The following is a 24,966-nucleotide window of genomic DNA, read 5'->3' as shown; positions in this document are numbered from 1 at the left end:
ATGGGGGCGGGGCCTCAGTCGCCGGGGGCGGGGGTCAGGGCGGAGATGTCGGCGTTGTCCAGTCGACCGATCTGGTCGACGTGGTGACAGGCCACCCGGGAACCGCCCTGCTGGGTAGGGGCGGGGTCTGTGCCCAGGCACATGGCCTGGCGGTCCTCGTCGAGCATCCGCATCAGCGGGCAGCGCGAGGCGAAGCTGCAGCCGGTGATCTCCTCGGTGGGGCTGGGGAGATCGCCCGTCAGCAGGATCCGACGGCGCTCGCGCTCCACGGCCGGGTCCGGCACCGGCACGGCGCTCATGAGCGCGCGGGTGTAGGGGTGGCGAGGGGTCTCGAACACCTCCCGCACCGGGCCGTACTCGACGATGCGTCCCAGGTACATCACCGCGATCTTGTCGGCGATCTCCCGGACGATGGCGAGGTCGTGGGCGACGAACAGGTAGGACAGGCCCAGCCGGTCGCGCAGGTCCTCCAGCAGGTTCACGACGCCGGCCTGCACGGACACGTCCAGCGCCGAGACCGGCTCGTCCAGCACGAGCACCTTCGGCTCGGTGATCAGGGCGCGGGCGATACCGATGCGCTGGCGCTGACCGCCCGAGAACTCGTGCGGGTAGCGGTCTGTCATCTCGGGGGCGAGGCCGACGAGGTCGAGCATCTCGACCACGCGACGGTCCCGCTCGGCGCGGGGCACCTTGTGGACGGTCAGCGGCTCGCCGATGATCTCGCCGACGGGCATGCGGGGATCGACCGCGGCCATCGGGTCCTGGAAGACGATCTGCACGTCCTGGCGCATCTTCAGGCGCTCGGCCTTCGACAAGGAGCCGACGTCCTTGCCCGCGACCTTGAGGCTGCCGCGCTGCGGGGTGACCAGCTCCATGATCTCCAGCGCCGTCGTGGACTTGCCGGAGCCCGACTCGCCCACCAGACCCAGGGTCTCCCCGGGCAGGACCTCGAAGTCCACGCCGTCCACGGCCTTGACCGTGCCGACCACGCGGCGGAACACCGACCCCTTGAACAGGGGGAAGTGGCGCACCAGGTCGGTGGCCTCCACGACCGGCTCGAGGCCGGAGGTGTCCTTGATGGCCCGGTCCTCGTGGGCGGGGCGGGGGAAGATGTCCGACGGCTTCAAGGTGCCGGCCTGGATCTCGTCGGCCCGATGGCAGGCGACCTCGCGGCCGTCGCCGAAGTCGGCGACGAGCTCCGGCTCGGTGGCCCGGCAACGGTCCTGCACGGCGGGGCAGCGCTCCGCGAAGGGGCAGCCCGCGGGGAGGTTCGCGAGGTTCGGCGGCCGGCCCTCGAGGGGGACGAGCCTCTCCTTGCCGGCGGTGAGCATGTTCGGCACCGAGCGCAGCAGACCCATCGTGTAGGGCATGCGCGGGGTCGTGAAGACCTCGTCGACCAGGCCCTTCTCGACCAGCTTGCCCGCGTACATCACGGCCACGCGGTCCACGTTGCCGGCGACCACGCCGAGGTCGTGGGTGATCAGCACGACGGCCGCGCCGGTGACCTCCTTGGCCTTCTGGAGGACCTCGAGGACCTGCGCCTGGATCGTCACGTCCAGCGCGGTGGTGGGCTCGTCGGCGATGATCAGCGCGGGATCGTTGGCGATCGCGATCGCGATCATCGCGCGCTGGCGCATGCCGCCGGAGAACTCGTGGGGGAAGGCCTTGACCCGCCGTTCGGGGGCGGGGATGCCGACGATCTTCAGCAGCTCGACGGCGCGCTTCTCCGCCGCCTGACGCGAGAGGCCCTTGTCGTGGAGGGTCAGCGCCTCCTCGATCTGCTGGCCGATCGTGTACACGGGGGTCAGCGCGGACAGCGGGTCCTGGAAGATCATCGACATGTCGCGACCGCGCAGCGCGGACAGCTTGCGGTCGTTCATGCCCAGCAGGTTCTGGCCGCGGAAGAGCAGCTCGCCGGTGATCTTCGCGGAGGAGGGCAGCAGCCCCATCACCGCGAGGGAGGAGACGGACTTGCCCGAGCCGGACTCGCCCACGATGCCGAGGAACTCGCCCTCGTTCACGGAGTAGTTCACCCCGCGCACCGCGCGGACGCCGCCGGTGGCGTTGGGGAAGGTGACGGTCAGGTCCTTGACCTGCAGCAGAGGCTCAGGCACGGTTCACCTCACTGGTGGGGTCGATGGCGTCGCGCAGGGCGTCGCCGATGAGGGCGACACCGGTCAGCAGGGTGACCAGGAACGACGCGGGGATGACGAAGAGCCACGGGCGGGACACGGCCGCGCCGGTGCCGTCCTGCAGCAGGGTGCCCAGCGACACGTTCGGCGCCTGGATGCCCAGGCCGAAGAAGGACAGCGAGGTCTCGGCGAGGATCGCGCCGGCCACGCCGAGGGCGGCGTCGATGATCAGCAGCGAGGCGACGTTGGGGATGATGTGCCGGCGCAGGATGGTCGGCGTGCCGACCCCCATATAGCGCGCGGCCTTCACGTATTCGCGGTCCTTGAGGGACTTGGTCTGGTTCTTCACGATCTGGGCCATGATCATCCAGCTGAACAGGCCGATCGCGATGACGAGCAGGCCCCAGGCCGGCAGGAAGCCGAGCCACTTCAGGGCGGCGGGGAGGTTGCTCGGGTCCGAGATCGCGGGGGAGACGATCATCAGCACGTAGAACACCGGCAGCACCAGCAGCAGGTTGATCAGCCAGTTGGTGAACATCTCGAAGACGCCGCCGAGGTAGCCGGCCAGCGAGCCCATGATCGCGGCGACCAGCGTCGCGGTGGGGGCGGCGAGGAAGCCGATCAGCAGCGAGGTGCGCAGCGCCTCGGTCATCGAGGCGTACAGGTCCACGCCGATCGCGTCCGTGCCGAAGTAGTGCTGGGCGCTGGGCGGGGAGTTGAAGTTGTACGGGTCCTGCTGGCCCTGCGTGTAGATGTTGAAGAAGTCGCCGAACAGGGCGAAGGCCACGATGGCCAGCACGATCGCGCCGCCGACGTAGAAGTTCGGCTTGCGCTTCAGGCGGCGCCACACGAGGCGGCCGCGGGAGATCGGGCGATGCTGCTTCTGGTTGGTCGACGGGGCCTCGGCGGCTTTCTCGGCGATCAGCGTCGCGGTGGGCTCGATGTCCTCGGCCAGGTCCGCGCCGTGATCGGCGGGAGGCTGTGCGTTCATCGACATGTCAGACCCTCACTCTCGGGTCGAGCGCCGCGTAGAGCACTTCGGACAGGGTGGAGCTGAACAGCAGCAGGATCGCGGTGAAGCAGACGTTGCCGGCCAGCGCGTTGACGTCGGAGTTCTGCACGGCGACGATGCCGTACTTGCCCATGCCCTCCCAGGAGAAGACGATCTCGAGGAAGGCCGAGCCCGCCACCAGGGTGCCGAAGTTGTAGGCGAAGTAGGTGGACATGGGGATCAGGGCGACGCGCACGCCGTGCTTGATCAGCGCATGGTTGCGGGTGGCGCCCTTGGCACGGGCGGTGCGGATGAAGTCGCTGCCCAGCACGTCCAGCATCAGCGAGCGCTGGTAGCGGGAGTAGCCGGCTGCACCGAACAGGGCCAGGGCGATCGTGGGCAGCAGCAGATGGACTATGGCGTCCCACAGCTGCGGGCCGAAGCCGGTGATCCCCGGCGTGTAGGCGCCGGTGAAGCGAATCGCCTGGAAGCCCAGGAGGTTGTTGAAGTTCGTCGCGAGGATCATCAGGATCACGCCGCCCACGAAGGTGGGGGTCGAGATGAGGATGAACGAGGCGTAGGTGACGATCTGGTCGGAGGCCTTGTACTGGCGCACCGCGCCCCAGACGCCCAGGGTCACGCCCAGGATCGCGCCGAGCAGGGCGCCGAGGAGCAGCAGACGCAGGCTGATGCCGGAGCGGCTGATGATCTCGGGGATCACCCAGTTGCCCTGGAGGTCCTGGCCCAGCTTCTGGCTGAGCGGCTCGAAGATGATCCGCTCGATCCACCACCAGGTGCGCAGCAGGACCGGGTCCTTGTCGTTCACGCCGTAGGCGCTGAGGATGCCGTCGACCGACTCCTCCGGGATCGGAGGGTTGATGCCGAGGTAGCGGCGGCGCGGGTAGAAGAAGAGGCTCGCGGCGATGTAGGCGCCCACCGTCGCGATCGCGGTGAGGATCGCGTAGTTCACGAACCTCCGCAGGATGTACTTGATCATGCACGGGCTCCCGAGGGGAGAAGCCTGACGATCGCACGGGGATCCCGGAGCGGCGGACGGGCGGCCTGATGGCCGCTGCCCCTCCGGGCGGACGAACGTGAATGCATCGTCAGGTTTCCTCACATGGTCGGTGCTCGACCCGCACCGGTGCGGGTCTCTCGAGCAGGTTTCAGCACTGTAGGTCACACCGGGACGCGTCATCGCGCTGGCGTGACCTCCATGGCCGAATCGTTATCCGAAGTCTATGAACGGACTTCTGGACCTGGAACAGGGTGCGTGGCCGTGGGGGAGAATACCTCACATGGTGGAAAGTGATAGCTTTTCCGGCCCGGATGTGCCTGCGCTCCGCGCCGCTCCGGCCGCGCCGGAAGTTACCGATGAGTCTCCTACCAGCGCGGATGCGACGGCGGGAGCCCCGGCGGCCGACGGGGCGGCCCCCGTCGGGCCTCTGCCCGTCGGTCCCGGACCCGTCGATCTCCGCGCGCTCGCGGTCCCTCCGGCCGACGCGCTCTCGGATCCCCAGCGGCATCTGCGGCAGATGCGCCTGCCCCAGCTCGGCGAGCTCGGACAGCGCCGCCTGCGCGCCGCGCGGGTCGCCGTGATCGGTGCCGGCGGGCTCGGCGCGCCGGTGCTGTCCTACCTGGCGGCCGCCGGGATCGGGGAGATCACCGTGCTCGACCCCGACACCGTGGACGTCACGAACCTCCACCGCCAGGTGCTGTTCACCGGGGCGGACCTGGGCCGAGCGAAGGCCGTGGCCGCCGCGGAGCACCTGCGCGCCCAGGCCCCGGACGTGACGGTCCGCGCCGTGGTCGACGCGCTCACCCCCGAGAACGCGCTCGAGCTGCTGGCCGGGCACCACCTGGTCCTGGACGGGACCGACAACTTCCCCACCCGCTATCTCGCCTCCGACGCCTGCGAGATGCTGGACCTGCCGCTGGTGTGGGGGTCGATCCTCGCCTTCTCCGGCCAGGTCAGCGTGTTCTGGGGCGCAGGCGGGCGCGGGGTGACCTATCGCGATGTGCACCCGGTGCCGCCCAAGCCGGGCGAGGTGCCCAGCTGCGCCGAGGCCGGGGTGCTGGGGATGCTGTGCGGGGTGATCGGCTCGACCATGGCGATGGAGGCCGTGAAGGTCCTCGCCGGGATGGGCGACGTGCTCCACGGCCGCCTCGCCCTCTACGACGCGCTGCGCGCCCGCTGGGACGAGGTGCCGCTGGCCCGGGACCCGCGCCGCGCGCCGGTCACGGCGCTCGAGGACGTGATGGTGACCTGCGGCCTGCCCGGCCCGACCGGCCCCGCCCACGACGAGGTCACGGCCGCGGAGCTGCCCGGCCTGCTCGCGGCGGGGGAGCGAGTGATCGACATCCGCGAGGATCGCGAGGTCGAAGGCGGAATGGTCGCGGGCGCCGAGCACGTCCCGATGGGCGCGCTGCTGGCGGGGGCGTCGGCCGACGCGGCGGAGGAGCTCGAGGGGGCGGTGCTCTACTGCGCCGGAGGGGTGCGCTCGGCGAGCGCGCAGCGGGTGCTCGGCGAGAGAGGCATCCGGGTGCGCTCCCTGGTGGGCGGCTTCGACGGCCTCGTCGGCAGCGAGGTCCGGATCAGTCGGCCCTGAGAGCTCCGGGCTCAGCCGCCCGCGAAGGGCGGCAGCACGTCCACTCGGTCCCCGTCGGCCAGGGTGCGGTCGCGGTCGGTGCAGGCCACGGCGTTCACGAGCAGGCTCGAGCGGTCGATGACGCGGGTCGCCTCCGGGGAGGCGCCGCCGAGGAGCACGTCGAGCACGCCCTGGAGGGTGGCGGCGCGGACGCTCTCGCGGTCCGCCCCGTATTCGGCGGCGGCCGCGGCGAACAGGTGCACCTCGATCAGGGGCAGGGCCGACGCGTCCGCAGCGTGCGTCGTCGTCCCGTGCTCCGTCGTCCCGCTCGTGCTGGTCACGATGTCCTCTCCCGTGCTCATCCCTGGACGCACCTCAGCCGCCGATCGCGCTCATCGGCCGCTCGGGCTGGACGAAGTCGGCGCGGTCCATGCCGTGCCCGGCCTTCTTGCCCCACTGGGCGGCGCGCCAGATCCGCGCGATCTCCTCGTCGTCCGCGCCTGAGCGCAGTGCCCCGCGCAGGTCGGTCTCCTCGCGGGAGAACAGGCAGGTGCGCACACGGCCCTCGGCGGTGAGGCGGGTGCGGCGGCAGTCGGCGCAGAACGGCCGGGTGACCGAGGCGATCACGCCCACCCGGCCCAGGTGACGGCCGTCCTCGCGGCCTGCGACCTCGAACAGCTCCGCGGGCGCCCCGTCGCGCGGCTCGTCCACGGGGGTGAGGAGGTAGCGGGGGGCGAGCATCGCGTGGACGTCGTCGGCCGTGATCATCGCGCCGCGGTCCCAGATGTGGTCCGCATCCAGAGGCATCTGCTCGATGACCCGCAGCTGCAGGTCGCGCTCGAGGCACCAGTCCAGCAGGTCCGGCAGCTCGTGGTCGTTCACGCCGGGCATGAGCACGGCGTTGATCTTGATCGGGCCGAGGCCCGCGGCGCGGGCGCCGTCGATCCCGGCGAGTACGCGGTGCAGCAGCGGCCGACGGGTCAGGCGCTCGAAGGTCTCGGAGACCACGGAGTCCAGCGACACGTTGATGCGGTCCAGCCCCGCCGCGCGCAGTGCCTCGGCGCGGTGGTCCAGGCCGATCGCGTTCGTGGTCACGGAGATGTCCGGGCGCGGGGTGAGCGCGGCGACGCCCGCGATGATCTCCTCGAGATCGGGCCGGGTGAGCGGCTCGCCGCCGGTGAAGCGCACCTGCGTGATGCCCAGGCGCTCCACGCCGATGCGCACCAGACGCACCACCTCGTCCACACCGAGCAGCTGGTCCCTGCCCAGGAACGTCAGCCCCGAGGCGGGCATGCAGTAGGTGCAGCGCAGGTTGCAGAAGTCGGTGAGCGACAGGCGCAGGTCCGTGGCGGCGCGGCCGAAGCGGTCGGCGAGCGCGGGGGTGTCCGGACGGTCGGAGGTGTCGGGAAGCGCAGGGGACGTCTCGTCCGTGCGGCGCGGCACGGGGATGCCGAGGGAAACGCGTCGCGAGGCCATGGGACCACCTCCTCCTGCCGCCCGGGTCGTCGGGGCGTCGATCCAGCATAGGCCGGACCGCCGTCGCGGGGGCGGCGCGGGGGCGTGGCACCGCCCACCCGGCACGGTCCGCCGCGCGAGGTGCCCCGCAGTCCCGCAGCCCGACGCGGGCACGCCACGCCTATCCTGGACGAGGCCCATTCCCCCGGACAGGAGCGTGCACGAGATGAGCGGCGAGCGGATCCCCCTGGCCGACCACGTGGCCGATGCCGTCGCGCTGCTCGCCGGGGTGCGCACCACGGAGGTCATCGCCCTGGACGGTGCCGCGACCGGACGCGTCGCCGCCGCCGAGCTGCGCTCCCGCGTGGACGTGCCCGGCGCGGACAACTCCCAGATGGACGGCTACGCGGCCAGCGCTGCGGACCTTGGCGGCGACGGCGAGGAGGTCACCCTCCCGCTCGGCGACGTGATCGCCGCGGGCGACGCCCCCGGCACCCTCGCCCCCGGCACGGCGCGCGCCATCATGACCGGCGCCCCGATCCCAGGCGGCGCCGACCTCGTCATCCCGGTCGAGGAGAGCGCGGCCGGCCGCTTCGCGCCGACCGACGGGTCGGGACGGTCGGCCGACGGTGATGAGGTCGATCGGGGCGCAGCGGACGGAGTTGCCGCCGACGGACGCGCAGCGGATGCGACCGTCACCCTCACCCCGACGAGCACCGCCTTCGGCCGCTTCGTTCGCCCCCGCGGCTCGGACACCCGCGCCGGCGACACCGTGCTGCGCGAGGGTCGGCTGCTCACCCCCGCCCGCATCGCGCACCTGGCCGTCTGCGGTCTGCGGGACGTCGAGGTCGAGGCGCGACTGCGCGTCATCGTCCTCTCCACCGGTTCCGAGGTCACCGGTCCGTCGGCCGACGCGCCCGCCCCCGGCGGGGTCCATGACGCCAACGGACCCGGCCTCGCCGCCGCCCTCACCGAGGCCGGCGCCGAGGTGGTCCACGTCGGCGCCGTCCGGGACGACGCCGACGTGCTCCTCGGGCACCTGCGCGAGCAGGTCGCCCGCCACGACGCGGACCTCGTGGTCACCAGCGGCGGGGTCAGCCAGGGCGCCTTCGAGGTGGTGCGCCACGCCGCCGCGCACCGCGGCGTGACCCTCGCCTTCCCGACCGTCGCCATGCAGCCGGGCGGCCCGCAGGGCATCGGCACCCTCGAGGTCGACGGGCGCCGCGTCCCCTGGCTCGCCTTCCCCGGCAACCCCGTCTCCGCGCTGCTGAGCTGCGAGCTGATCGCCCGCCCCGCCCTCGGAGCCCCGCCGCGCCGCCGCCTGCACCTGCCCGTCCAGCTCGAGGCCGACGAGCCCTCGCCCTCGCGCCTGGACCAGTACCGCCGCGCCCGCGTGCTGCCGTCCGGACGGGTGCGCCTGGTGGGCGGCCCCTCCAGCCACCTCATCGGCGGCTACGCCGCGGCCGACGCGCTCGCGAGGATCCCCGTCGGCACCGCGACCCTCCGCGACGGCGACATGGTCGAGACCCTGCTGATCCCCGGAGGAGACGCATGACCCCCACCCCTGACCCCTCGCGCCCCGAGGACTCCCGTCCGGAGCCCTCCTGTCCCGACCCCGATGCGCCGTCGGACCTCTCCCACGTGCGCGCCGACGGCTCGGCCCACATGGTCGACGTGACCGCCAAGGCCGTCACCGCCCGCGAGGCTACCGCCCGGGCCGTGCTGCGCACCCGCGAGGACGTCGTCGCCCGCATCGCGAGCGGCGACCTGCCCAAGGGCGAGGCACTCGCCACCGCGCGCATCGCCGGGATCATGGGTGCCAAGCGCACCCCCGACCTGATCCCGCTGTGCCACCCGCTGCCGCTGTCCGGGGTGGAGCTCGACCTCGTGCCGGGCGGCGACCGGGTCGAGATCACCGCGCGGGTGCGCACCAAGGGCGTCACCGGCGTGGAGATGGAGGCGCTGACCGCCGCGAGCATCGCGGCGCTGACCCTGTACGACATGATCAAGGCCGTGGACCACCTCGCCGTCATCGAGCAGGTCCAGGTCCTCGCCAAGTCCGGCGGCAAGAGCGGCGACTGGACCCGCCCCGACGCCCCGGAGAAGGAGGAGAGCGCATGAGGCAGATGCCGGCCCAGCGCACCGATGCCGACTGCACCGCCCGCGACGAGAGCGACGAGGCACCGCTCATGACCGGCAGTGCGCTCGTGCTCATAGCCTCGACCCGCGCCTCCGACGGCACCTACGAGGACCGCACCGGCCCGCTGCTCGTGGACTGGCTGCGCGGACGGGGCCTGGACCCCGTCACGAAGCAGGTCGTCCCCGACGGGCCCGAGGTGGGGCGCGCGCTCGCCGCGGCCATCGAGGCCGGCACCGACCTCGTGATCACCTCCGGCGGCACCGGCATCGCCCCCACGGACGTCACCCCCGAGCAGACAGCCCCCTTCATCGAGCGGGAGATCCCCGGGATCCTCGAGGAGGTGCGGCGCATCGGTGCCGAGAAGAAGGCCACCGCCCTGCTCAGCCGCGGCCTCGCCGGGATGGCCGGACGCACCTTCGTGGTGAACCTGCCCGGCTCCCGCGGCGGCGTGAAGGACGGCATCACCGTGCTCGACCCGCTCCTGGACCACCTTCTCGAGCAGCGCGACGGCGGGGACCACGCATGAGCGAGGATCCCACCCGCGGCACGACCCCGTTCGGAGCAGGTGCCGACGCGTTGCGCATCGCCGGGGACCCCGCCATGGGGACCGCCGTCGAGCGCGCCCGCCACGCGAGTGTCGGCGCGGACGAGATCTCCGCGTCGACGATGGCCCGGGCCGTCACCGACCCGCGCTGCGGCGCGGTCGTCACCTTCGACGGCGTGGTGCGCGACCACGACGGCGGGCAGGGCGTCGCGCGCCTGGAGTACTCCGCCCACCCCAGCGCAGAGCAGGTGATCGCCGAGGTCGCCGCCGAGATCGCCGAGCGCTACCCGGACTGCCTCGTCGCCGTCGCCCACCGCGTGGGCCCCCTCGCGATCGGGGAGTCGGCGCTCGTGTGCGCGGTCGCTGCCCCGCACCGCAAGCAGGCCTTCGCCGCCTGCGACGACCTCGTGGACACCGTCAAGCAGCGCGTCCCGATCTGGAAGCACCAGATCTTCGCCGACGGCACCAGCGAGTGGGTGGGCGCGCTCGGCTGAACGCCGACGACGGCGATGCGGACCCGGCCCGTCACCTCCCGGCCACCCGGCCCCGCTACCGTGCGGGGCATGCGCATCCTCCACCTCAGCGACACGCACCTCTACGGCGACCCCGCCGCCCGCCACTACGACCGCATCGACACCGCCGAGGCCCTGCGCGGCCTGCTCGCCCGGCTCGAGGGCCTGGAGGGGATCGACGCGGTGGTCCACACCGGCGACGCCTCCGAGGACGGCTCCGCGGAGAGCTACCGCCTCCTCCACGAGATCCTCGACCCCTTCGCCGCCCAGCTCGGCGCCGCACTCGTGGTCACCATGGGCAACCACGACGTCTCCGCCGTGTACGCGGAGACCGTCGCGCCGGGGGAGCGGCTGCCCGAGCGCCAGGACCGGGTGGTGGAGCTGCCCGGCGGCGGGCGGGTGGTGGTGCTGGACTCGAGCGTCCCCGGTGCCGGCTACGGCCACCTCGAGAAGGCCCAGCGCGAGTGGCTCGCGGGCGTGCTCGCGACGCCCGCGCCCGGCGGGACCGTGCTCGCGATCCACCACCCGCCGCTCGTCGCCGCGACCGCACTGCTGCGGGGCCTGGACCTCGACGGCCTCGACGAGCTCGCTGCGGTGCTCGCCGGCTCGGACGTGCGGATCGTGCTGTCCGGCCACTACCACCACGAGATGACCGGGCAGATCGCGGGGATCCCTGTGCACGTCGCCCCCGGCGTCACCAACGTCGTGGACCCGATCGGTGCAGGACGCAGCGAGCAGGCCCTCGCGCTGTCCGGCCTCAGCCTCGTCGAGGTGGGGGAGGGAGCGCCCCGCGTGGTCAGTTCCGTGTTCACGAGCGCCGGGGACGTGCTGGGGGATGCGGAGCAGCCGGTCTACCGCTTCACCCCGGAGCAGGTCGAGCAGATCATCGCCGCCGCCGGGCGCTGAGCACCGCGGGCTGACGGTCCCCGCCGTCGGGCCGGTCCCGCAGACCGGGCCGGGATGCAGAAGAGCCCCCGCGATCTGCATCGCAGGGGCTCCGGAGGAGCCGCTGGCTCCGTCGGTCGGCTCGGGTCAGCGACCCATGCCGATGGGGCTGATGCCCTGGCTGTAGCGTGCCTTGGACACGGCCGCCATGTCGCCGCCGAGGCGGTTGTTCAGCACCGCGTTGTGGCGCTCGACGTCCTGGCCCTGCATCTGGTCGGCCATGCGGCCCAGGGCCTTGCTGAGGGAGCGGAGGAAGGTCATGATCTGTGGTCCCCTTCGGGTCGGAGCGGAGTGATCGGCCGGGCCCTGGATCGCAGGTGCGCGGCGGTTCGTCATCTCTGTTGTACCGTGCGGGCACAGGCGACGTCACGAGCCCGACAGACGGAAGTTGCCAGCTTCACAAAAAGGGTGTGACCTGCGACGGGTCGGGGTCCTCGTGGTGTTTGGCGGAGCCAAGGAGAGGGGGTGGGGTGATGGCGCTCCGTGAGTTCGGGGAAGACCTCGCGTTCGGCTGGCTGGAGCGGAGGTTCGGCCCGGGCAGGCCTGTGCCCTCCTGGCTGTGGAACCTGCTGGACGAGACCTTCCTCTGGGTCGCCGGCGGGCAGCTGCTCCTCGCCCTCGGTGTGCGGCCCGAGAGCGTACGGCGCCTGTTCGTGCTGCAGGACGCCCTCGAGGAGGCGCGGTCCCTCACCGACGGGACGCCCTACGAGATCCCCCGCCTCGAGGGGATTGAGACCTTCGCGGACCTCGAGGAGTTCGAGGACCGCATGGCCGTGCTCGAGGAGCTCCAGCTGGACGACGAGGAGCTGGCACGGCTCGTCCCCGCGCAGACCGCCGCACGATGGGCGGAGGAGTGCCTCCCCGTCGTTCTCGACCTCGTCCTGGAGGCGCTCGACAGCCTGCGCGCCCGGCGCATCCGCACCGAGCTCGTGGGCATCGACCATCGCGCCGCCCGGGCAGTGCTCTAGCGCGCCCGCGAGGTGGTCGGGGCCCTCGACCTGCGCTGCGCTGCCGAGGGCGGGTATCCAGGGCTCGCGGCGCGCATCGCCCAGCTCCACGGGCAGGGAAACCCCTTCGCAGACCTCCTGCGCGACCTCGAGGTGCGCCCCGCAAGCCCCCGTCCCGGCGAGGTCGGGAGGATCGTCTCCGTGGTGCACGACATCCCCCGCGAGACGCTGGACCGCGTCCTCCCGCTGCCCCTGCTCGGCGCGAGGCCCGTGCTCGCCACCGCCCTCTCACGGGTGCTCGCGCAGATCCGCAAGGAGTGGGTGCCACCGGGGGAGCGCGGTGCAGGGCCGGCGAACTCGGGGGCAGTGACCTCCGAGAAGGAGGCAGCGCTCGCGGCCCAGCGCGAAGCGCGCCGCCGCCGGGCGCAGGACCGGGCGCACGACGCGAGGGTGGATGCCCGCGACGCACAGCCCGCGGTGCGTCGTCGTCACCGACTGCAGACGGCCGCCCTCGGGGCGCTGATCGGGCTCACCGTCCTGTGGTGCCTGCTGCTCGTGCTCGCCGCCGTCGACATCGACCTCGTGGCGCTCCTCGGGCTCAGCGCGCCACCGACCCCGCCGTGGCCGCTGCCGACGCTGCTCGCGAGCCTCGCCGCGACCCTCGCCGCCGGAGCGGGAGCCGCGGTGGTGGAGCTCGACGTTCACGAGATCGGGCACCCAGGTCGTCCGCGCGTCCGTCCACCGGAGCGGGAGCGCCACCGTCGAGCCCGCGCGGCGAAGGCGGCACGGGCGACCGTCGCGCTGCTGTTCCTGTTCATGGCCGTGTACTTCCCCGTCGCCTACGGGATCCCCGACGCGCTCGGACGGGACCTCGGGATCCGACTCTGGGCGCAGGAGCATCCCGCCTGGCAGCTCATCCTGGCCGTCGTCCTGCCCCCGGTCGTCGCCGGGGTCGGGGAGAGCATCGGCACCGTTCTCGGAGATGCGCTCGGCAAGCGCCGAGCCCGCCGGGAGGCGGCGTCGGCCGGGATTGCGCCCACGGCTTAGCACTCGTCTTGCACGAGTGCCAACGACCGTCCTAGAGTGGGCGACGTTGGCAGTCAACGGCCGAGAGTGCCAGAGACTGCCGCTGAGGGACCTTCCCCGGTCGGCACCGCGACGACGATCGGGACCGGGTCCCGGCCACCCAAGAACTCATCAGAGTCAGAACTTCATGAAGGAGTGAGCCGCATGTCGGTCTCCATCAAGCCCCTCGAGGACCGCGTCGTCGTCAAGCCGCTCGAGGCTGAGCAGACCACCGCTTCCGGCCTGGTCATCCCGGACACCGCCAAGGAGAAGCCGCAGGAGGGCGAGGTCGTCGCCGTCGGCGCCGGTCGTTTCGACGACAAGGGCGAGCGCATCCCCATGGACGTGAAGGTCGGTGACAAGGTCGTCTTCTCCAAGTACGGCGGCACCGAGCTCAAGTACGGCAACGAGGAGTTCCTCGTCCTGGGCGCCCGCGACATCCTCGCCATCATCGAGGCCTGACCCCCATGGCCAAGGAGATCCTGTACAACGAGGAGGCGCGTCGCGCCCTCGAGCGGGGCGTCGACAAGCTCGCCAACACCGTCAAGGTGACGCTCGGCCCCAAGGGCCGCAACGTCGTCCTCGACAAGAAGTGGGGCGCCCCCACCATCACCAACGACGGCGTGACCATCGCCCGTGAGATCGAGCTCGAGGATCCGTACGAAAACCTCGGCGCGCAGCTCACCAAGGAGGTCGCGACCAAGACCAACGACGTGGCCGGCGACGGCACCACCACCGCCACCGTCCTCGCCCAGGCCATCGTCCACGAGGGCCTGCGCAACGTCGCCTCCGGCGCCGCTCCCGCCGCCCTCAAGCGCGGCATCGAGAAGGCCGTCGAGGCGCTCTCCGAGAAGCTCGGCGAGATCGCCACCCCGGTCGACGGCAAGGCACAGATCGCCTCTGTCGCCTCCGTCTCCAGCCAGGACCGCGAGATCGGCGACCTGCTCGCCGAGGCGTTCGACAAGGTGGGCAAGGACGGCGTCATCACCGTGGAGGAGTCCTCCACGACCGCGATGGAGCTGGACTTCACCGAGGGCATGCAGTTCGACAAGGGCTACATCTCCCCGCACTTCGTCACCGACGCGGACCGCCAGGAGACCGTGCTCGAGGACGCCCAGGTGCTGCTGCACCAGGGCAAGATCTCGGCCGTGGCCGACATCCTGCCGCTGCTGGAGAAGGTCGTCGAGGGCGGCAAGCCGCTGTTCATCATCGCGGAGGACGTCGACGGCGAGGCCCTGTCCACGCTGGTCGTCAACAAGATCCGCGGCACCTTCAAGGGCGCTGCCGTGAAGGCCCCGGCCTTCGGTGACCGCCGCAAGGCCATGCTGCAGGACATCGCGGTGCTCACCGGCGCCCAGGTCGTCACCTCCGACCTCGGTCTGGACCTCAAGACCGTCGGCACCGAGGTGCTCGGCCACGCCGGTCGCGTCGTCGTCACCAAGGACTCCACCACCATCGTGGGCGGCGCCGGTGACGACCAGGCCGTGGCCGACCGCGTCGCGCAGATCCGCGCCGAGATCGAGAACACCGACTCCGACTGGGATCGCGAGAAGCTCCAGGAGCGCCTCGCGAAGCTGGCCGGCGGCGTGTCCGTGATCAAGGTCGGGGCTCACACCGAGGTGGAGCTCAAGGAGAAGAAGATGCGCATCGAGGACGCGGTCTCCGCGACCCGCGCTGCCATCGAGGAGGGCATCGTGGCCGGTGGCGGCAGCGCCATCGTCCAGGCGTCCGCCGTCCTGGACGGCGACCTCGGCCTGACCGGTGACGAGGCCGTGGGCGTGCGCGCCGTGGCCCGTGCGGTCGTCGAGCCGCTGCGCTGGATCGCCGAGAACGCCGGGCTCGAGGGCTACGTCGTGGTGGAGAAGGTCAAGGAGTCGCCCGTCGGCACCGGCCTGAACGCCGCCACCGACGAGTACGTCGACCTGGTCGCCGCCGGGATCATCGACCCGGTCAAGGTCACCCGCTCCGCCCTGCGGAACGCGTCCTCGATCGCGGGCCTGGTCCTGACGACCGAGACCCTCGTGATCGAGAAGAAGGACGAGGACGAGGAGTGAGGTCCTCGCTCATCGCGCGGTGACCGCCACCAGGTGACCGCCGCGCGCTGAGCGCCCGCCGAGCCGAGCTCGGCACTCGCACCACCGGACGGGTGGGCGGATCGGGGAGACCCGGACCGCCCACCCGTTTCGCGTCGCGCGCCGCCGACTGCAGGCACCGACCGCCGGGTCCGCCTCCCGGCGTGGAGCGCTGCGGATGTCCGCCCGAGACCTAAGATGGGAAGGGTCAGTCGGTGCGTGCCGCCCCTCCGGGGATGCGGCGCCCCGGAGCGCCGAGGATCGGAGGAGCAGTGGTGATCAGCACGCCGGATGCCATGTCCCCGCCCCGCGACGGGAACCTCCCCACCAGGACGTACTCCCCGCCCACGGCGGTCGTGATCGGCACCCTGATCGCCGGATTCGTGTTCATGGTGGTGCTCGAGTTCCTCGTGATCATCAGCTTCGTGGGCCAGCGGATGTGGAACCACCCCGATCTGATCCGCGACCCGGTGTTCACCCTGCCGCTCGCGCTGTGGTGGGCGGTGGCGATCGCGGTCACCGTGGTGGTGCTGCGGGTGATCACCGCCTGGCTCCAGATCGACGAGAACGGCTTCGAGCTGCGCAGCCTGTGCCGTCGCACCCGCCGAGCGCGCTGGGACGAGGTCGGCTCCGTCATCGCCGTGCGCGACATCGACCGCGGCGCGGACCCCGCCGAGGCGCTGGACGCCCCCGAGACCGCCTACGACGGCGTGTACGTCATGGACCAGACGGGCAAGCGGCTGATCGCCGTCTCGAGCCGCTTCTTCGGCCAGCGCGCCCAAGAGATGACCCTGCGGCGCGCCCGCGAGGCCGGCGTGCACATCCAGCACATCGACGCGATCACCCCTGGTGAGCTGAAGAAGCAGGCCCCGCAGGCGATGAGCTTCGTGGACCGCCACCCCACCCCATTGCTGCTGCTCCTGCTCGCCTTCTACGTCTTCCACAACGTGATCACGTTCGCCATCTGGGGACTGTGAGCCCCGGGCCCGCAGGCCCGGCGGAGCGGCCCTTCCCTGCAGAGGGTGCCCGTCCCGGCCGCGCCGCCCGGCGCCGCGCGCGTCGCGGCGCGCCCCCGCTGCCGATGCGCGAGGGTCTCGACCCGGTGCGCTGGCAGGTCCCGCCCGCACCCCGCCCGTCGGCCGACGGGCCCGCCCGGGCGAGCGCGACCGGCCCGACGGCGCTCGCCGCCCTCGCGGCGAGGTTCCCGGCCCTGCGCGACCCGGAGGCGACGCCGCTCGAGGAGCGCTTCGCGAGCGGAGAGGTCGTGGATGCGGACGGCCGCGCCTGGGGCGCGGAGGACCCCGTCGGCCCCGGCGACGAGCTGTGGTTCCATCGCGAGCTGCGCCGGGAGCACGTGCCCGATGTCGCGCTCCCGATCCTCCACCGCGACGACCACCTGCTCGTGCTCGACAAGCCCCACGACATGGCCACCATGCCCCGCGGCGCCCACGTGCTGGCCAGCGCCCTGGTGCGCCTGCGCCGCGAGACCGGGATCGACACCCTCGTGCCCCTGCACCGCCTGGACCGCCGCACCGCCGGGGTGCTCGCCTTCGGGATCCGGCCCGAGGACCGCCCCGCGTACCAGCAGCTGTTCGCGCGGCGCGAGGTGCACAAGGCCTACGAGGCGATCGTCGTCCCGGGCGCGGGATGCTCCCTGCCGACGGGACCGGGGGAGCGGGCGCTGCTGCGCGACCGGCTCGTCAAGCACCGCGGCAGCCTCCTCGCCGAGGTCGTGCCCGGGGAGCCGAACGCCGAGACCGCCCTCGAGGTCCTCTCCGCGGCCCCGGACAGGACGCTGCACCTCGTGCTGCGCCCCCGCACCGGACGCACCCACCAGCTGCGCCTGCAGCTCGCCTCCCGCGGCGCGCCGATCCGGGGGGAGGACCTCTACCCCGTGCCGCGCCACGACCCCGACGGGCCGCTCCGGCTGCTCGCCCGTGAGCTCGCCTTCACCGACCCGGTCACGGGGCAGGAGCGGTGCTTCGAGACCGCGCAGGAGCTCGCCCCGCGGTCGCCTACGCTGGAGGGGTGAACGAGCTGCGCCCCGCCGAGCGGTCGGGCATCGACCCCGGGGACCCGGGCGGTGAGGACCGCGCCGCCCCGGCACCCCGCCGCACCCGTGACGGGGCAGTGCTCGTGGGCCCCTCGGTCCGCTCCCGCTACCTGCCGGGAGCGCTCATCGGGCTGCCGCTTTTGTCGCTGCTGCTGGCCCCCTTCGCCGCCGCCGGGCTCCAGGAGTGGCGCTTCTCCCGGCTGCGCGCCGGACACGACGGGATGCTCGAGCAGCTCCTCGCCCCGTCCACCGTCCAGCTGCTCGTCGGCGCGCTCGCCCTGTGGGCGGTGTTCGCGCTGTGGGGACTCGTGCCGCTGCTGCTCACCCGCACCGTCGTGCTCCTGGACGAGGAGGCCGGGACGCTCACCCTGCGCAAGGGCGTTGGCACCCGCGATCGCGCGCGCCTCTCCCAGGTCGAGTACGCCGTGGGGGAGGCCGAGCGGGGGAGCATGGGCCTGATCGGCGTGCGGGCCGAGGGCGAGGCCGAGCCGCGCCAGTGGGTGATCCCCGAGATCGGCTGGGACGCCGCGGCGTTCGATGGCCTGCGCGTCCTCCAGCAGGCCGCCGGATTCACCCCCGCCCCGCCGCGCCGGGTGCTCGTGGCCGAGGCCCGCCGCGCCCACCGCGAGCGGAACCACCGCGAGCTCGCCGCCCGCGCCGGGATGCCCTGGCGCGAGGAGTACGCGCGCGACGAAGCACTGTTCCGCGCCGAGTTCGACCGGATCCGCCGGGTGCTCGGCGGCAAGGAACAGCCCAGGGAAGGGGACCCCACACCGTGAACGAGCAGGAGGGGCGCGCCTCCCGGCACGAGCCGGTGCCCACCACCACCAGTCCGATCGGCATGCCCGACTCCCTCACCGTCCGCTCCGAGGCCGCGGCCGCCGTCGGCGCCGAGCTGCTCGCCTCCGGGATGGCCTCCTACCGGGTGCGCTGGGCGATGAGCCGCACCGCCCACGCGCTCGGCCTGGACTCCTTCACCTCGCTCGTCAGCTACACCGACATCACCGCCACCGCCACCCTCAACGGCCGCTACCGCACCCGCCTCACCCAGCCCCGCCACGTCGGCGTGGACGTCGACCACCTCCACCGCACCCAGCGGTTCGTGGAGACCCTGCCCGAGCGTGGCGTCACCGCCGACGAGGTCTTCGCGGCGCTGGCCGCCATCCGCGCCCGCGGCCCCCTCCACGGCCGGGTCGTGAACGCCCTCGCCGCCGGGTTCGCGTGCGCCGCCTTCGCGGTGCTGAACCAGGCCGGACCCGTCGAGGCCGGGGCCGCGGGCCTCGCTGCGACCGTCGGCCAGGCCGTGCGCCGCACCGTCCAGCTGCGCAGCTGGAACCACCTGCTGATCACTGTGATCGCTGCGGTCGTCGCCGCCTGCGTGTACCTCGTGGCGATCGGTGTGCCGAGCGCGGCCGGCTGGGTGGGCGGGGACCTCATGGGCGGCTACCTCGCCTCCGTGCTCTTCCTCGTGCCCGGCTTCCCACTCATCACCGGACTGCTGGACCTCGTGCGGGCCGACTACGCCGCGGGGCTCCAGCGCCTCACCTACGCGGCGCTGATCATCATCGGCGCCGCGTCCTCCGTGTGGACCGTGAGCCTCGCGGTGGGGGTGGAGCCCGTCGCGGCCGAACCGCTCGGCCTCGCCCTGCCCGTCGAGCTCGGGGTGCGGGCGGCGGCGACCTTCGTGGGCGTGCTCGGCTTCGCCCTGATCTTCAACTCCCCCTGGCGGATCGCGCTCGCCGCGGCGACGGTGTCGCTCCTGGCCAACTCCGCACGCTTCGCCCTCACGGAGACGGGGATCCCCATCCAGGTCGCGACCCTGGTCGCCACCGTGCTCGTGGGCCTGCTCGCCTACGCCATCGCCCGCAGCCGCCACGTGCCGCGCACCGCGATCTCCGTGCCGGCGGTCGTGATCATGGTCCCCGGCTACGCGATGTACACCGCCTTCGCGCTCGTGAACGCGGGCCAGCCCGCCGAGGCCGCGATCCTCACCCTCGAGGCGCTGCAGACCATCATCGGCGCCGCCTTCGGCCTGGCGCTCGCGCACCTGGCGACCTCCCCGGCCTGGCGACGGGTCGAGCAGCCCCGCTGAGTGGACCCCGCTCTTTGCGCCCGCCCGCGAGCACTGCTCAGAACAGTGCCCGGAGGATCAGCACCACGACCGCACCGATGCCCGCCGCGGCCGGCAGCGTGATGATCCAGGCCAGGCCGATCGGTCGCATGAGGCGCCAGTTCGCGGAGCGGTTGACCATGCCCACACCGAGCACGGCGCCGATGAGGATGTGGGTCGAGGAGACCGGCAGGCCCATCACGGAGGCGAGCAACACGACTGCGGCGGCGGCGAGCTCGGCCGCGAAGCCGGAGGAGGGGTGCATGGCGGTGAGGTTGGTGCCGACGGTCCGGATGACCCGTCGGCCGATGAACCACAGCCCCGACACGAGCGCGATGCCGAAGGCGACCATGACGGCGGTGGGGACCGCCGCCTCCGAGGAGATCTCACCCGTGCTCAGCACGTCCAGAAGCGCGGCGAAGGGGCCCACGGCGTTGGCGATGTCGTTGGCGCCGTGGCTGAAGGCGAAGGCCGAGGCCGTGAAGACCTGCATCCAGCTGAACATGATGAAGGTCGCGCGCGAGATGGTCTGCTTCTTCAGCGCCCGGGCGAACACCGTCACCGCCATCCACACCGCGACTCCCACCATGCCCAGCAGCAGGACCCCGCCGCCCAGAGAGACGTGGAAGCCCACGTTCTTCAGCCCCTTGAACACGAGCATCGCGGTGATCACCATCGCCGCTCCGGCGGCGAGCGGGGGCACGAGCTTCTCCATCGCACGATAGGCGGCGCGGCGCTCGACCTTCCGTGCGGCCTTGCGCTCCTTCTTCGTCATCGCCGCGACATGGGCGGCGAGCTCCGCCCCGGGACCACCGGGGGTGATGTCCAGCGCGTCGGACTCGGCGAAGGCGGTCTGCTGGAGCTCCGTCACGCGCTCGGTCGCGTCGTGCGACCGGTGCGCGGTGTGCTCGGACCCCTCGATCTCGTCCTGAGCGTCGTCGTCCTCGTCGTCCTCGTCCTCGGCGTCGTCGTAGCCGCGGGAGCCGAGCGCGATCGCGCGGGAGGCGGGGGCGAGGATGTGGCGCTTGATCGCGCCGAACAGCAGAAAGGCACAGATCCCGCCGAGCAGCGGGGAGAGCACCCAGGAGATGGCGATCTGCCCGATCTGGTCCCACTGGACCATGGAGAAGCCGCCCGTGCCGGTGACGATGCCGGAGGTGACCGCGGCGCCGACGATCCCGCCGATGATCGCGTGGGTGGTGGAGACCGGCCAGCCCATCCGGGTGGCGAGGAGGAGCCACAGTGCCGCACCCAGCAGGGCCGACATCATGATGTAGGCGAACGCGGCGGGGTCGCTGCTGACGCTCTCCAGGTCGACGATCCCGCTGCGCACCGTCTCGGTGACCTGCCCGCCGGCGAGGATCGCACCGGAGACCTCGAAGATCGCCGCCACCGCGAGGGCCTGGCGCATGGTGAGGGTGCCGGCGCCGACGCTCGTGCCGAAGGAGTTCGCGACGTCGTTGCCGCCGATATTGAAGGCCATGAACAGGCCGAACGCGATCGCGAGCAGCAGCATCCACGGGTTCACGCCGGAGCCGGTGTGGCCGAAGGACCAGATCGTGAACGAGACCACCATCGCCGCGGTGATCACGCCGACCGTGAGATGCCAGGGAAGGTCCGTGGAGAGCAGTCCGGGGCGTACGGGGACGTCGCGGTCTGGACGGGTGGAGGTGCCGGTCATCGATGTGCTCCCGAGGATTGAAGAGGGCGGGGCGCGGCGGTCGCGACGCGTCGAGAAGTCGTCGGACCCCGGCCACCATAGGGCGTCAAGCGTCGACGTGGTGAAAAATCGGCGAACATTCGGGGTCAGCCCTGTCGTGTCGTCGGTCCGCCGGAGGTCCGGCCCTCACCCGCCGTGTGCCCGCATCGTGGACAGCGGACGTGGTCGTTCCCACGTCCCACGGCGTGCCCTCGGCGGCGGGCCCGCGAGTAGCATCGCGTCATGACGAGCGCGGATCCCTTCGGTTTCATCGGCCTGACCTACGACGACGTCCTCCTGCTGCCCGGCGAGACGGACGTGATCCCCTCCGAGGCGGACACCTCCAGCCGTCTCACCAGGGAGATCACCCTCAAGGTGCCGCTCGCGAGCGCCGCGATGGACACCGTCACCGAGTCCCGCATGGCCATCGCCATGGCCCGCCTGGGCGGCATCGGCATCCTCCACCGCAACCTCTCCATCGAGGACCAGGCTCACCAGGTCGATCTCGTCAAGCGCACCCAGACCGGACGCATCACCAACCCGGTGACCATCGGCCCGGACGCGACCCTCGAGGACTTCGACGCGCTGTGCGGCCAGTTCCGGGTCTCCGGCCTGCCCGTCGTCGACGCCGACCACCGCCTGCTCGGCATCTGCACCAACCGCGACCTGCGCTTCATCCCCGTCGCAGAGTGGGGCAGCACCAAGGTCGCCGACGTGATGACCACCGAGCTGTTCACCGCTCCCGAGGACGTCACCCCCGAGCAGGCCACCGCCCTGCTGCGGAAGAACAAGCGCGAGCGCCTGCCGCTCGTGGACGCCGACGGGAAGCTCACGGGCCTGATCACCGTGAAGGACTTCGTGAAGTCCGAGCAGTTCCCCGACGCCTCCAAGGACGGCCAGGGCCGACTCCTGGTCGGTGCGGGCGTGGGCTTCTTCGGCGACTCGCTCGATCGCGCGGGCCAGCTGCGCGACGCGGGTGTGGACGTGCTCGTGGTCGACACCGCCAACGGCCACGCACGCCTGGCGCTGGAGATGATCAAGCAGCTCAAGTCCGACTCCTACTTCCAGGACGTCCAGGTCATCGGCGGCAACGTCGCCACCCAGGCCGGTGCGCAGGCGCTCGTGGACGCCGGGGCCGACGCGGTCAAGGTCGGCGTGGGGCCGGGCTCCATCTGCACCACCCGCGTGGTCGCCGGTGTGGGCGTCCCGCAGATCACCGCGATCAATGAGGCGTCCAAGGCCACCAAGCCCGCGGGCGTCCCGCTGATCGGCGACGGCGGCCTGCAGTACTCCGGCGACATCGCCAAGGCCCTCGTCGCGGGGGCCGACACGGTCATGCTCGGCTCGCTGCTGGCGGGCACCGAGGAGTCCCCGGGCGAGGTCGTGCTCGTGGGCGGCAAGCAGTACAAGGCCTACCGCGGCATGGGCTCGCTCGGCGCCATGTCCTCGCGCGGCAAGAAGTCCTTCTCCAAGGACCGCTACTTCCAGGCCGACGTCCCCAGCGACGACAAGATCGTCCCCGAGGGCATCGAGGGCCGCGTCTCCTACAAAGGCCAGCTCGGCTCCGTGGTCCACCAGCTGGTGGGCGGCCTGCACCAGTCGATGTTCTACGTCGGTGCGAACACCGTCCCCGACCTCAAGGACCGCGGCCAGTTCGTGCGCATCACCGCCGCCGGTCTCAAGGAGTCCCACCCCCACGACATGGCCGCGATCATGGAGGCCCCGAACTACACCGGGCGCTGAGCAGGGACCGGTCAGGCCTCGGTGATCGTGGCCTGACCGGTGGAGTCTCCGCCGTGCTCGAAGCCGATCAGCCACAGCACCCCGTGGCGGTCCCGCACCTGCCCGTCGCAGGCGCCCCAGGGGCGTTCCTGCAGAGGGTCCACCACCTCGCCGCCCTCGGCGAGCGCCGCGAACCAGGCGCGCAGCGTCGCGGGCTCCGCCGCCCCGAGCAGAGCCATCATCAGACCCTGCGCGGCGAAGTGCACGTCATCGCCGGTGGCGTCGGAGGCGCACAGGTGCACCGGCCCGCGCAGCTCGCCGTGGGCGATGGCATCCGCCGGGCCGTCGGTGCGGGAGAACTCCTCGAGGGTGGCCAGGAAGACCTCACCTCCGAAGACGTCCCGGTAGAACTCGAGTGCCTCGCGGGCGGTGCCCGGCAGGTGCAGGTAGGGGATGGGTGCAGGCATCTCGGGCTCCTGGGGACGGTGTCCCGGGCCCGGCCGGGTCCGGCGCGGGCAATCATGCCCTCCGCGCTCGTCGGCGTCCATCCCGACACCCGCCGGGGCGGCCGTCCACAGCGTGTCCCGGGCCGTCGGTGGACGTGCCTAGGCTGGACCCCATGACCACGGACACCGCCACAGGCTGGATCGACCGCCCGATGCTCGGCTTCGACACCGAGACCACCGGCACGAATGTCGAGAAGGACCGCATCGTCACCGTCGCGCTCGTCCACTCCGTGGGCCCCGGCCGCGAGAACGAGACCGTCGCGACCTGGCTCATCGACCCGGGCGTGGAGATCCCCGAGCCCGCTCAGCGGGTGCACGGCATCAGCACCGAGCACGCCCGCACCCACGGCATGCAGCCCGCCGAGGCGCTGGACGAGGTCGCCTCGATGATCGTTGAGGCGCTCGGGAAGGACGTGCCGCTGGTCGCCTTCAACATCGGCTTCGACCTCGCGATCCTCGAGAACGAGCTGACGCGGCTCGGCCTGCCCACCCTCGTGGACCGGCTCGGCCACGACATCACCCCGGTGATCGACGCGCTCGTGGTGGACCGCGGCGTGGACCGCTACCGCAAGGGCAAGCGGACGCTCACTGACATGCTCGCCCACTACGGCATCGAGCAGGACGGCCGCCTGCACACCGCGGACGTGGACGTCTCCGCGACCCTGGACGTGCTGCGCGCGCAGGCGCGGAAGTTCCCGCAGCTCACCGAGTCGTCCCTGCAGGACCTGCACCGCGAGCAGGTGGGCTGGCACCGCCGCTGGGCCGAGGGCATGAACGACTGGCTGAAGGGCAAGGGCCGCACCCCGGACGTGCAGCTGTCCTGGCCGCTGTGAGCTGCGGGCGCGCGGTCGGCGCCGTTCACCGCCGCTGAGCCGGGCTCACAGGTGGTCCGGTGAGCCCTCCCAGGCCTCGTCGGCCGCGCGCCGCAGCAGCTGACCGGCCCCGGCGACCGCCGCGCCCGCCACCAGAAGCGGCCAGCCGGGCTCGAGCCCGGAGGGGTTCCCGTCGGCCTGCGACCACATCCCGAGCACCCCCATCAGCGCGAGCGACCCGCCCACCCCGATCGCCCACATCCCGTGGAGGGAGTGGGCCTCGGTGAGCTGCCAGGGGATCGGGGAGAGGTCCTCGCCCGCCGCCCGGCGGTCCCGTCGCGAGCGGGCGAGGTGCACGAGCTGCACCACCCGCACCAGCGAGAACCCGCCGACGGCCACGGCCGCGGCGAGGACCAGCGGAACCATCGGCCGGGCCGCGCCGTCGGCCGGGTCCGCCGCCAGCAGATGACGCAGCGCGAGCACGACGAGGACCGCACCGAGCGCGACCGCGGCCCAGGCCGGCACCGGCGAGGGGCCGGGATCCTCGGTGACGGCGTGCTCGTCGGCCCTTTCCCGGAGGGGCATGCCCTGCGCGTCCAGGCGCGGGAGGACAGGCGGTGCGTCCTCCTCCTCGGAGGCGGGGGAGGACCCGTGCGCGGAGCTCATCCGGCCA

25 protein-coding genes are annotated in these 24,966 nt (G+C 72.4%); 16 read left to right on the top strand and 9 right to left on the bottom strand.

Annotated elements, in window-relative coordinates; translation table 11 throughout:
• Window positions 1–14: 14 nt before the first annotated feature.
• From HNR70_RS10415 to HNR70_RS10405, 3 genes are read right to left on the bottom strand one after another with little or no spacing between them, the layout of a single operon-like run.
• Complete coding sequence (locus tag HNR70_RS10415; protein ID WP_184325597.1) at window positions 15–2,114, bottom strand: ABC transporter ATP-binding protein; 2,100 nt, start codon at window positions 2,112–2,114, stop codon at window positions 15–17.
• Window positions 2,107–3,123, bottom strand: a complete 1,017-nt coding sequence (locus tag HNR70_RS10410; RefSeq protein WP_184326646.1) for an ABC transporter permease — start codon at window positions 3,121–3,123, stop codon at window positions 2,107–2,109. The genes HNR70_RS10415 and HNR70_RS10410 overlap by 8 nt, the downstream gene beginning before the upstream one ends.
• Window positions 3,124–3,130: 7 nt before the next feature.
• Window positions 3,131–4,120 carry an ABC transporter permease gene (locus HNR70_RS10405; RefSeq protein WP_184325596.1) on the bottom strand — a complete coding sequence of 330 codons (990 nt, stop codon included), beginning with the start codon at window positions 4,118–4,120 and terminating at the stop codon, window positions 3,131–3,133.
• 538 nt (window positions 4,121–4,658) lie between these two features.
• On the opposite strand from HNR70_RS10405, the gene HNR70_RS10400 reads away from it, so the two are divergent.
• Window positions 4,659–5,732 (top strand): ThiF family adenylyltransferase, encoded by a 1,074-nt coding sequence (locus HNR70_RS10400; protein ID WP_184325595.1) that lies wholly within the window; start codon window positions 4,659–4,661, stop codon window positions 5,730–5,732.
• 11 nt (window positions 5,733–5,743) lie between these two features.
• Here HNR70_RS10400 and HNR70_RS10395 read toward each other — a convergent pair whose 3' ends face one another.
• Window positions 5,744–6,073, bottom strand: a complete 330-nt coding sequence (locus HNR70_RS10395; protein ID WP_184325594.1) for a MoaD/ThiS family protein — start codon at window positions 6,071–6,073, stop codon at window positions 5,744–5,746.
• A gap of 13 nt (window positions 6,074–6,086) precedes the next feature.
• Window positions 6,087–7,187 carry a GTP 3',8-cyclase MoaA gene (gene moaA, locus HNR70_RS10390; RefSeq protein WP_184325593.1) on the bottom strand — a complete coding sequence of 367 codons (1,101 nt, stop codon included), beginning with the start codon at window positions 7,185–7,187 and terminating at the stop codon, window positions 6,087–6,089.
• Between the two features lie 205 nt (window positions 7,188–7,392).
• Between moaA and HNR70_RS10385 the strand changes: the two genes are divergently transcribed.
• The 5 genes from HNR70_RS10385 (at window position 7,393) to HNR70_RS10365 (ending at window position 11,268) form a co-directional block, all read left to right on the top strand.
• Complete coding sequence (locus tag HNR70_RS10385) at window positions 7,393–8,721, top strand: molybdopterin molybdotransferase MoeA (RefSeq protein ID WP_184326645.1); 1,329 nt, start codon at window positions 7,393–7,395, stop codon at window positions 8,719–8,721.
• Window positions 8,722–8,831: 110 nt separating this feature from the next.
• Window positions 8,832–9,287: a cyclic pyranopterin monophosphate synthase MoaC gene (gene moaC, locus HNR70_RS10380; RefSeq protein WP_246375656.1), complete on the top strand. Its 456-nt coding sequence runs from the start codon at window positions 8,832–8,834 to the stop codon at window positions 9,285–9,287.
• Window positions 9,284–9,832, top strand: a complete 549-nt coding sequence (locus HNR70_RS10375) for a MogA/MoaB family molybdenum cofactor biosynthesis protein (RefSeq protein WP_184325591.1) — start codon at window positions 9,284–9,286, stop codon at window positions 9,830–9,832. The genes moaC and HNR70_RS10375 overlap by 4 nt, the downstream gene beginning before the upstream one ends.
• A 140-nt stretch (window positions 9,833–9,972) precedes the next feature.
• Window positions 9,973–10,344, top strand: coding sequence for a molybdenum cofactor biosynthesis protein MoaE (locus HNR70_RS10370; RefSeq protein WP_246375654.1), 372 nt, complete (start codon window positions 9,973–9,975; stop codon window positions 10,342–10,344).
• 69 nt (window positions 10,345–10,413) lie between these two features.
• Entirely contained in the window at window positions 10,414–11,268 is an 855-nt protein-coding gene (locus tag HNR70_RS10365) for a metallophosphoesterase family protein (protein WP_184325590.1), read from the top strand.
• Between the two features lie 126 nt (window positions 11,269–11,394).
• On the opposite strand, the gene HNR70_RS10360 is transcribed toward HNR70_RS10365, so the two are convergent.
• Window positions 11,395–11,568 carry a hypothetical protein gene (locus HNR70_RS10360; RefSeq protein WP_184325589.1) on the bottom strand — a complete coding sequence of 58 codons (174 nt, stop codon included), beginning with the start codon at window positions 11,566–11,568 and terminating at the stop codon, window positions 11,395–11,397.
• A gap of 212 nt (window positions 11,569–11,780) precedes the next feature.
• Here HNR70_RS10360 and HNR70_RS10355 point away from each other — a divergent pair, with 212 nt between their 5' ends.
• The 8 genes from HNR70_RS10355 (at window position 11,781) to HNR70_RS10320 (ending at window position 19,536) form a co-directional block, all read left to right on the top strand.
• Window positions 11,781–12,275: a hypothetical protein gene (locus HNR70_RS10355; protein WP_184325588.1), complete on the top strand. Its 495-nt coding sequence runs from the start codon at window positions 11,781–11,783 to the stop codon at window positions 12,273–12,275.
• A 12-nt stretch (window positions 12,276–12,287) separates the two neighbouring features.
• A complete protein-coding gene (locus tag HNR70_RS10350) occupies window positions 12,288–13,301 on the top strand; it encodes a hypothetical protein (protein WP_184325587.1) in 1,014 nt (337 codons plus the stop codon).
• A gap of 183 nt (window positions 13,302–13,484) precedes the next feature.
• The gene (gene groES, locus HNR70_RS10345) at window positions 13,485–13,781 is read left to right on the top strand and encodes a co-chaperone GroES (protein WP_184325586.1); all 297 of its coding nucleotides are present in this window, start codon (window positions 13,485–13,487) and stop codon (window positions 13,779–13,781) included.
• A gap of 5 nt (window positions 13,782–13,786) precedes the next feature.
• A complete protein-coding gene (gene groL, locus HNR70_RS10340; RefSeq protein ID WP_184325585.1) occupies window positions 13,787–15,373 on the top strand; it encodes a chaperonin GroEL in 1,587 nt (528 codons plus the stop codon).
• A 293-nt stretch (window positions 15,374–15,666) separates the two neighbouring features.
• A complete protein-coding gene (locus HNR70_RS10335; RefSeq protein ID WP_312857637.1) occupies window positions 15,667–16,368 on the top strand; it encodes a hypothetical protein in 702 nt (233 codons plus the stop codon).
• A gap of 104 nt (window positions 16,369–16,472) precedes the next feature.
• Window positions 16,473–17,423 (top strand): pseudouridine synthase, encoded by a 951-nt coding sequence (locus HNR70_RS10330; protein ID WP_184325584.1) that lies wholly within the window; start codon window positions 16,473–16,475, stop codon window positions 17,421–17,423.
• Window positions 17,420–18,223 (top strand): hypothetical protein, encoded by an 804-nt coding sequence (locus HNR70_RS10325; protein WP_312857636.1) that lies wholly within the window; start codon window positions 17,420–17,422, stop codon window positions 18,221–18,223. The genes HNR70_RS10330 and HNR70_RS10325 overlap by 4 nt, the downstream gene beginning before the upstream one ends.
• On the top strand, window positions 18,220–19,536 hold the full coding sequence (locus HNR70_RS10320; RefSeq protein WP_312857635.1) for a threonine/serine exporter family protein: 1,317 nt from the start codon (window positions 18,220–18,222) through the stop codon (window positions 19,534–19,536). The genes HNR70_RS10325 and HNR70_RS10320 overlap by 4 nt, the downstream gene beginning before the upstream one ends.
• A gap of 37 nt (window positions 19,537–19,573) precedes the next feature.
• Here HNR70_RS10320 and HNR70_RS10315 read toward each other — a convergent pair whose 3' ends face one another.
• On the bottom strand, window positions 19,574–21,235 hold the full coding sequence (locus HNR70_RS10315; RefSeq protein ID WP_184325583.1) for an inorganic phosphate transporter: 1,662 nt from the start codon (window positions 21,233–21,235) through the stop codon (window positions 19,574–19,576).
• 261 nt (window positions 21,236–21,496) lie between these two features.
• Between HNR70_RS10315 and guaB the strand changes: the two genes are divergently transcribed.
• Entirely contained in the window at window positions 21,497–22,996 is a 1,500-nt protein-coding gene (guaB, locus tag HNR70_RS10310; protein WP_184325582.1) for an IMP dehydrogenase, read from the top strand.
• Between the two features lie 11 nt (window positions 22,997–23,007).
• On the opposite strand, the gene HNR70_RS10305 is transcribed toward guaB, so the two are convergent.
• Complete coding sequence (locus tag HNR70_RS10305; RefSeq protein WP_184325581.1) at window positions 23,008–23,442, bottom strand: VOC family protein; 435 nt, start codon at window positions 23,440–23,442, stop codon at window positions 23,008–23,010.
• A 152-nt stretch (window positions 23,443–23,594) separates the two neighbouring features.
• Between HNR70_RS10305 and HNR70_RS10300 the strand changes: the two genes are divergently transcribed.
• Complete coding sequence (locus HNR70_RS10300; RefSeq protein WP_184325580.1) at window positions 23,595–24,314, top strand: exonuclease domain-containing protein; 720 nt, start codon at window positions 23,595–23,597, stop codon at window positions 24,312–24,314.
• Window positions 24,315–24,359: 45 nt separating this feature from the next.
• Here HNR70_RS10300 and HNR70_RS10295 read toward each other — a convergent pair whose 3' ends face one another.
• Window positions 24,360–24,959, bottom strand: a complete 600-nt coding sequence (locus HNR70_RS10295; protein ID WP_184325579.1) for a hypothetical protein — start codon at window positions 24,957–24,959, stop codon at window positions 24,360–24,362.
• Window positions 24,960–24,966 lie beyond the last annotated feature (7 nt).

Origin of the sequence: Brachybacterium aquaticum, from assembly GCF_014204755.1 — a bacterium.
In the GTDB taxonomy this organism is placed as follows: Bacteria; Actinomycetota; Actinomycetes; order Actinomycetales; family Dermabacteraceae; genus Brachybacterium; species Brachybacterium aquaticum.
The sequence above is the reverse complement of the archived record's forward strand: the minus strand, read 5'-3'. Positions and strand labels throughout refer to the sequence as shown.

Bases quoted from the DNA above. Each gene is read 5' to 3' on its own strand.
- HNR70_RS10355 (WP_184325588.1), top strand. From the start codon at position 11,781: ATGGCGCTCCGTGAGTTCGGGGAAGACCTCGCGTTCGGCTGGCTGGAG.
- HNR70_RS10315 (WP_184325583.1), bottom strand. From the start codon at position 21,235: ATGACCGGCACCTCCACCCGTCCAGACCGCGACGTCCCCGTACGCCCC.
- HNR70_RS10305 (WP_184325581.1), bottom strand. From the start codon at position 23,442: ATGCCTGCACCCATCCCCTACCTGCACCTGCCGGGCACCGCCCGCGAG.
- HNR70_RS10330 (WP_184325584.1), top strand. From the start codon at position 16,473: ATGCGCGAGGGTCTCGACCCGGTGCGCTGGCAGGTCCCGCCCGCACCC.
- HNR70_RS10385 (WP_184326645.1), top strand. From the start codon at position 7,393: ATGAGCGGCGAGCGGATCCCCCTGGCCGACCACGTGGCCGATGCCGTC.
- moaC (WP_246375656.1), top strand. From the start codon at position 8,832: ATGGTCGACGTGACCGCCAAGGCCGTCACCGCCCGCGAGGCTACCGCC.
- guaB (WP_184325582.1), top strand. From the start codon at position 21,497: ATGACGAGCGCGGATCCCTTCGGTTTCATCGGCCTGACCTACGACGAC.
- HNR70_RS10410 (WP_184326646.1), bottom strand. From the start codon at position 3,123: ATGAACGCACAGCCTCCCGCCGATCACGGCGCGGACCTGGCCGAGGAC.
- groES (WP_184325586.1), top strand. From the start codon at position 13,485: ATGTCGGTCTCCATCAAGCCCCTCGAGGACCGCGTCGTCGTCAAGCCG.
- HNR70_RS10295 (WP_184325579.1), bottom strand. From the start codon at position 24,959: ATGAGCTCCGCGCACGGGTCCTCCCCCGCCTCCGAGGAGGAGGACGCA.
- moaA (WP_184325593.1), bottom strand. From the start codon at position 7,187: ATGGCCTCGCGACGCGTTTCCCTCGGCATCCCCGTGCCGCGCCGCACG.
- HNR70_RS10370 (WP_246375654.1), top strand. From the start codon at position 9,973: ATGGCCCGGGCCGTCACCGACCCGCGCTGCGGCGCGGTCGTCACCTTC.
- HNR70_RS10300 (WP_184325580.1), top strand. From the start codon at position 23,595: ATGACCACGGACACCGCCACAGGCTGGATCGACCGCCCGATGCTCGGC.
- HNR70_RS10360 (WP_184325589.1), bottom strand. From the start codon at position 11,568: ATGACCTTCCTCCGCTCCCTCAGCAAGGCCCTGGGCCGCATGGCCGAC.
- HNR70_RS10395 (WP_184325594.1), bottom strand. From the start codon at position 6,073: ATGAGCACGGGAGAGGACATCGTGACCAGCACGAGCGGGACGACGGAG.
- HNR70_RS10405 (WP_184325596.1), bottom strand. From the start codon at position 4,120: ATGATCAAGTACATCCTGCGGAGGTTCGTGAACTACGCGATCCTCACC.
- groL (WP_184325585.1), top strand. From the start codon at position 13,787: ATGGCCAAGGAGATCCTGTACAACGAGGAGGCGCGTCGCGCCCTCGAG.
- HNR70_RS10375 (WP_184325591.1), top strand. From the start codon at position 9,284: ATGAGGCAGATGCCGGCCCAGCGCACCGATGCCGACTGCACCGCCCGC.
- HNR70_RS10400 (WP_184325595.1), top strand. From the start codon at position 4,659: ATGCGCCTGCCCCAGCTCGGCGAGCTCGGACAGCGCCGCCTGCGCGCC.
- HNR70_RS10365 (WP_184325590.1), top strand. From the start codon at position 10,414: ATGCGCATCCTCCACCTCAGCGACACGCACCTCTACGGCGACCCCGCC.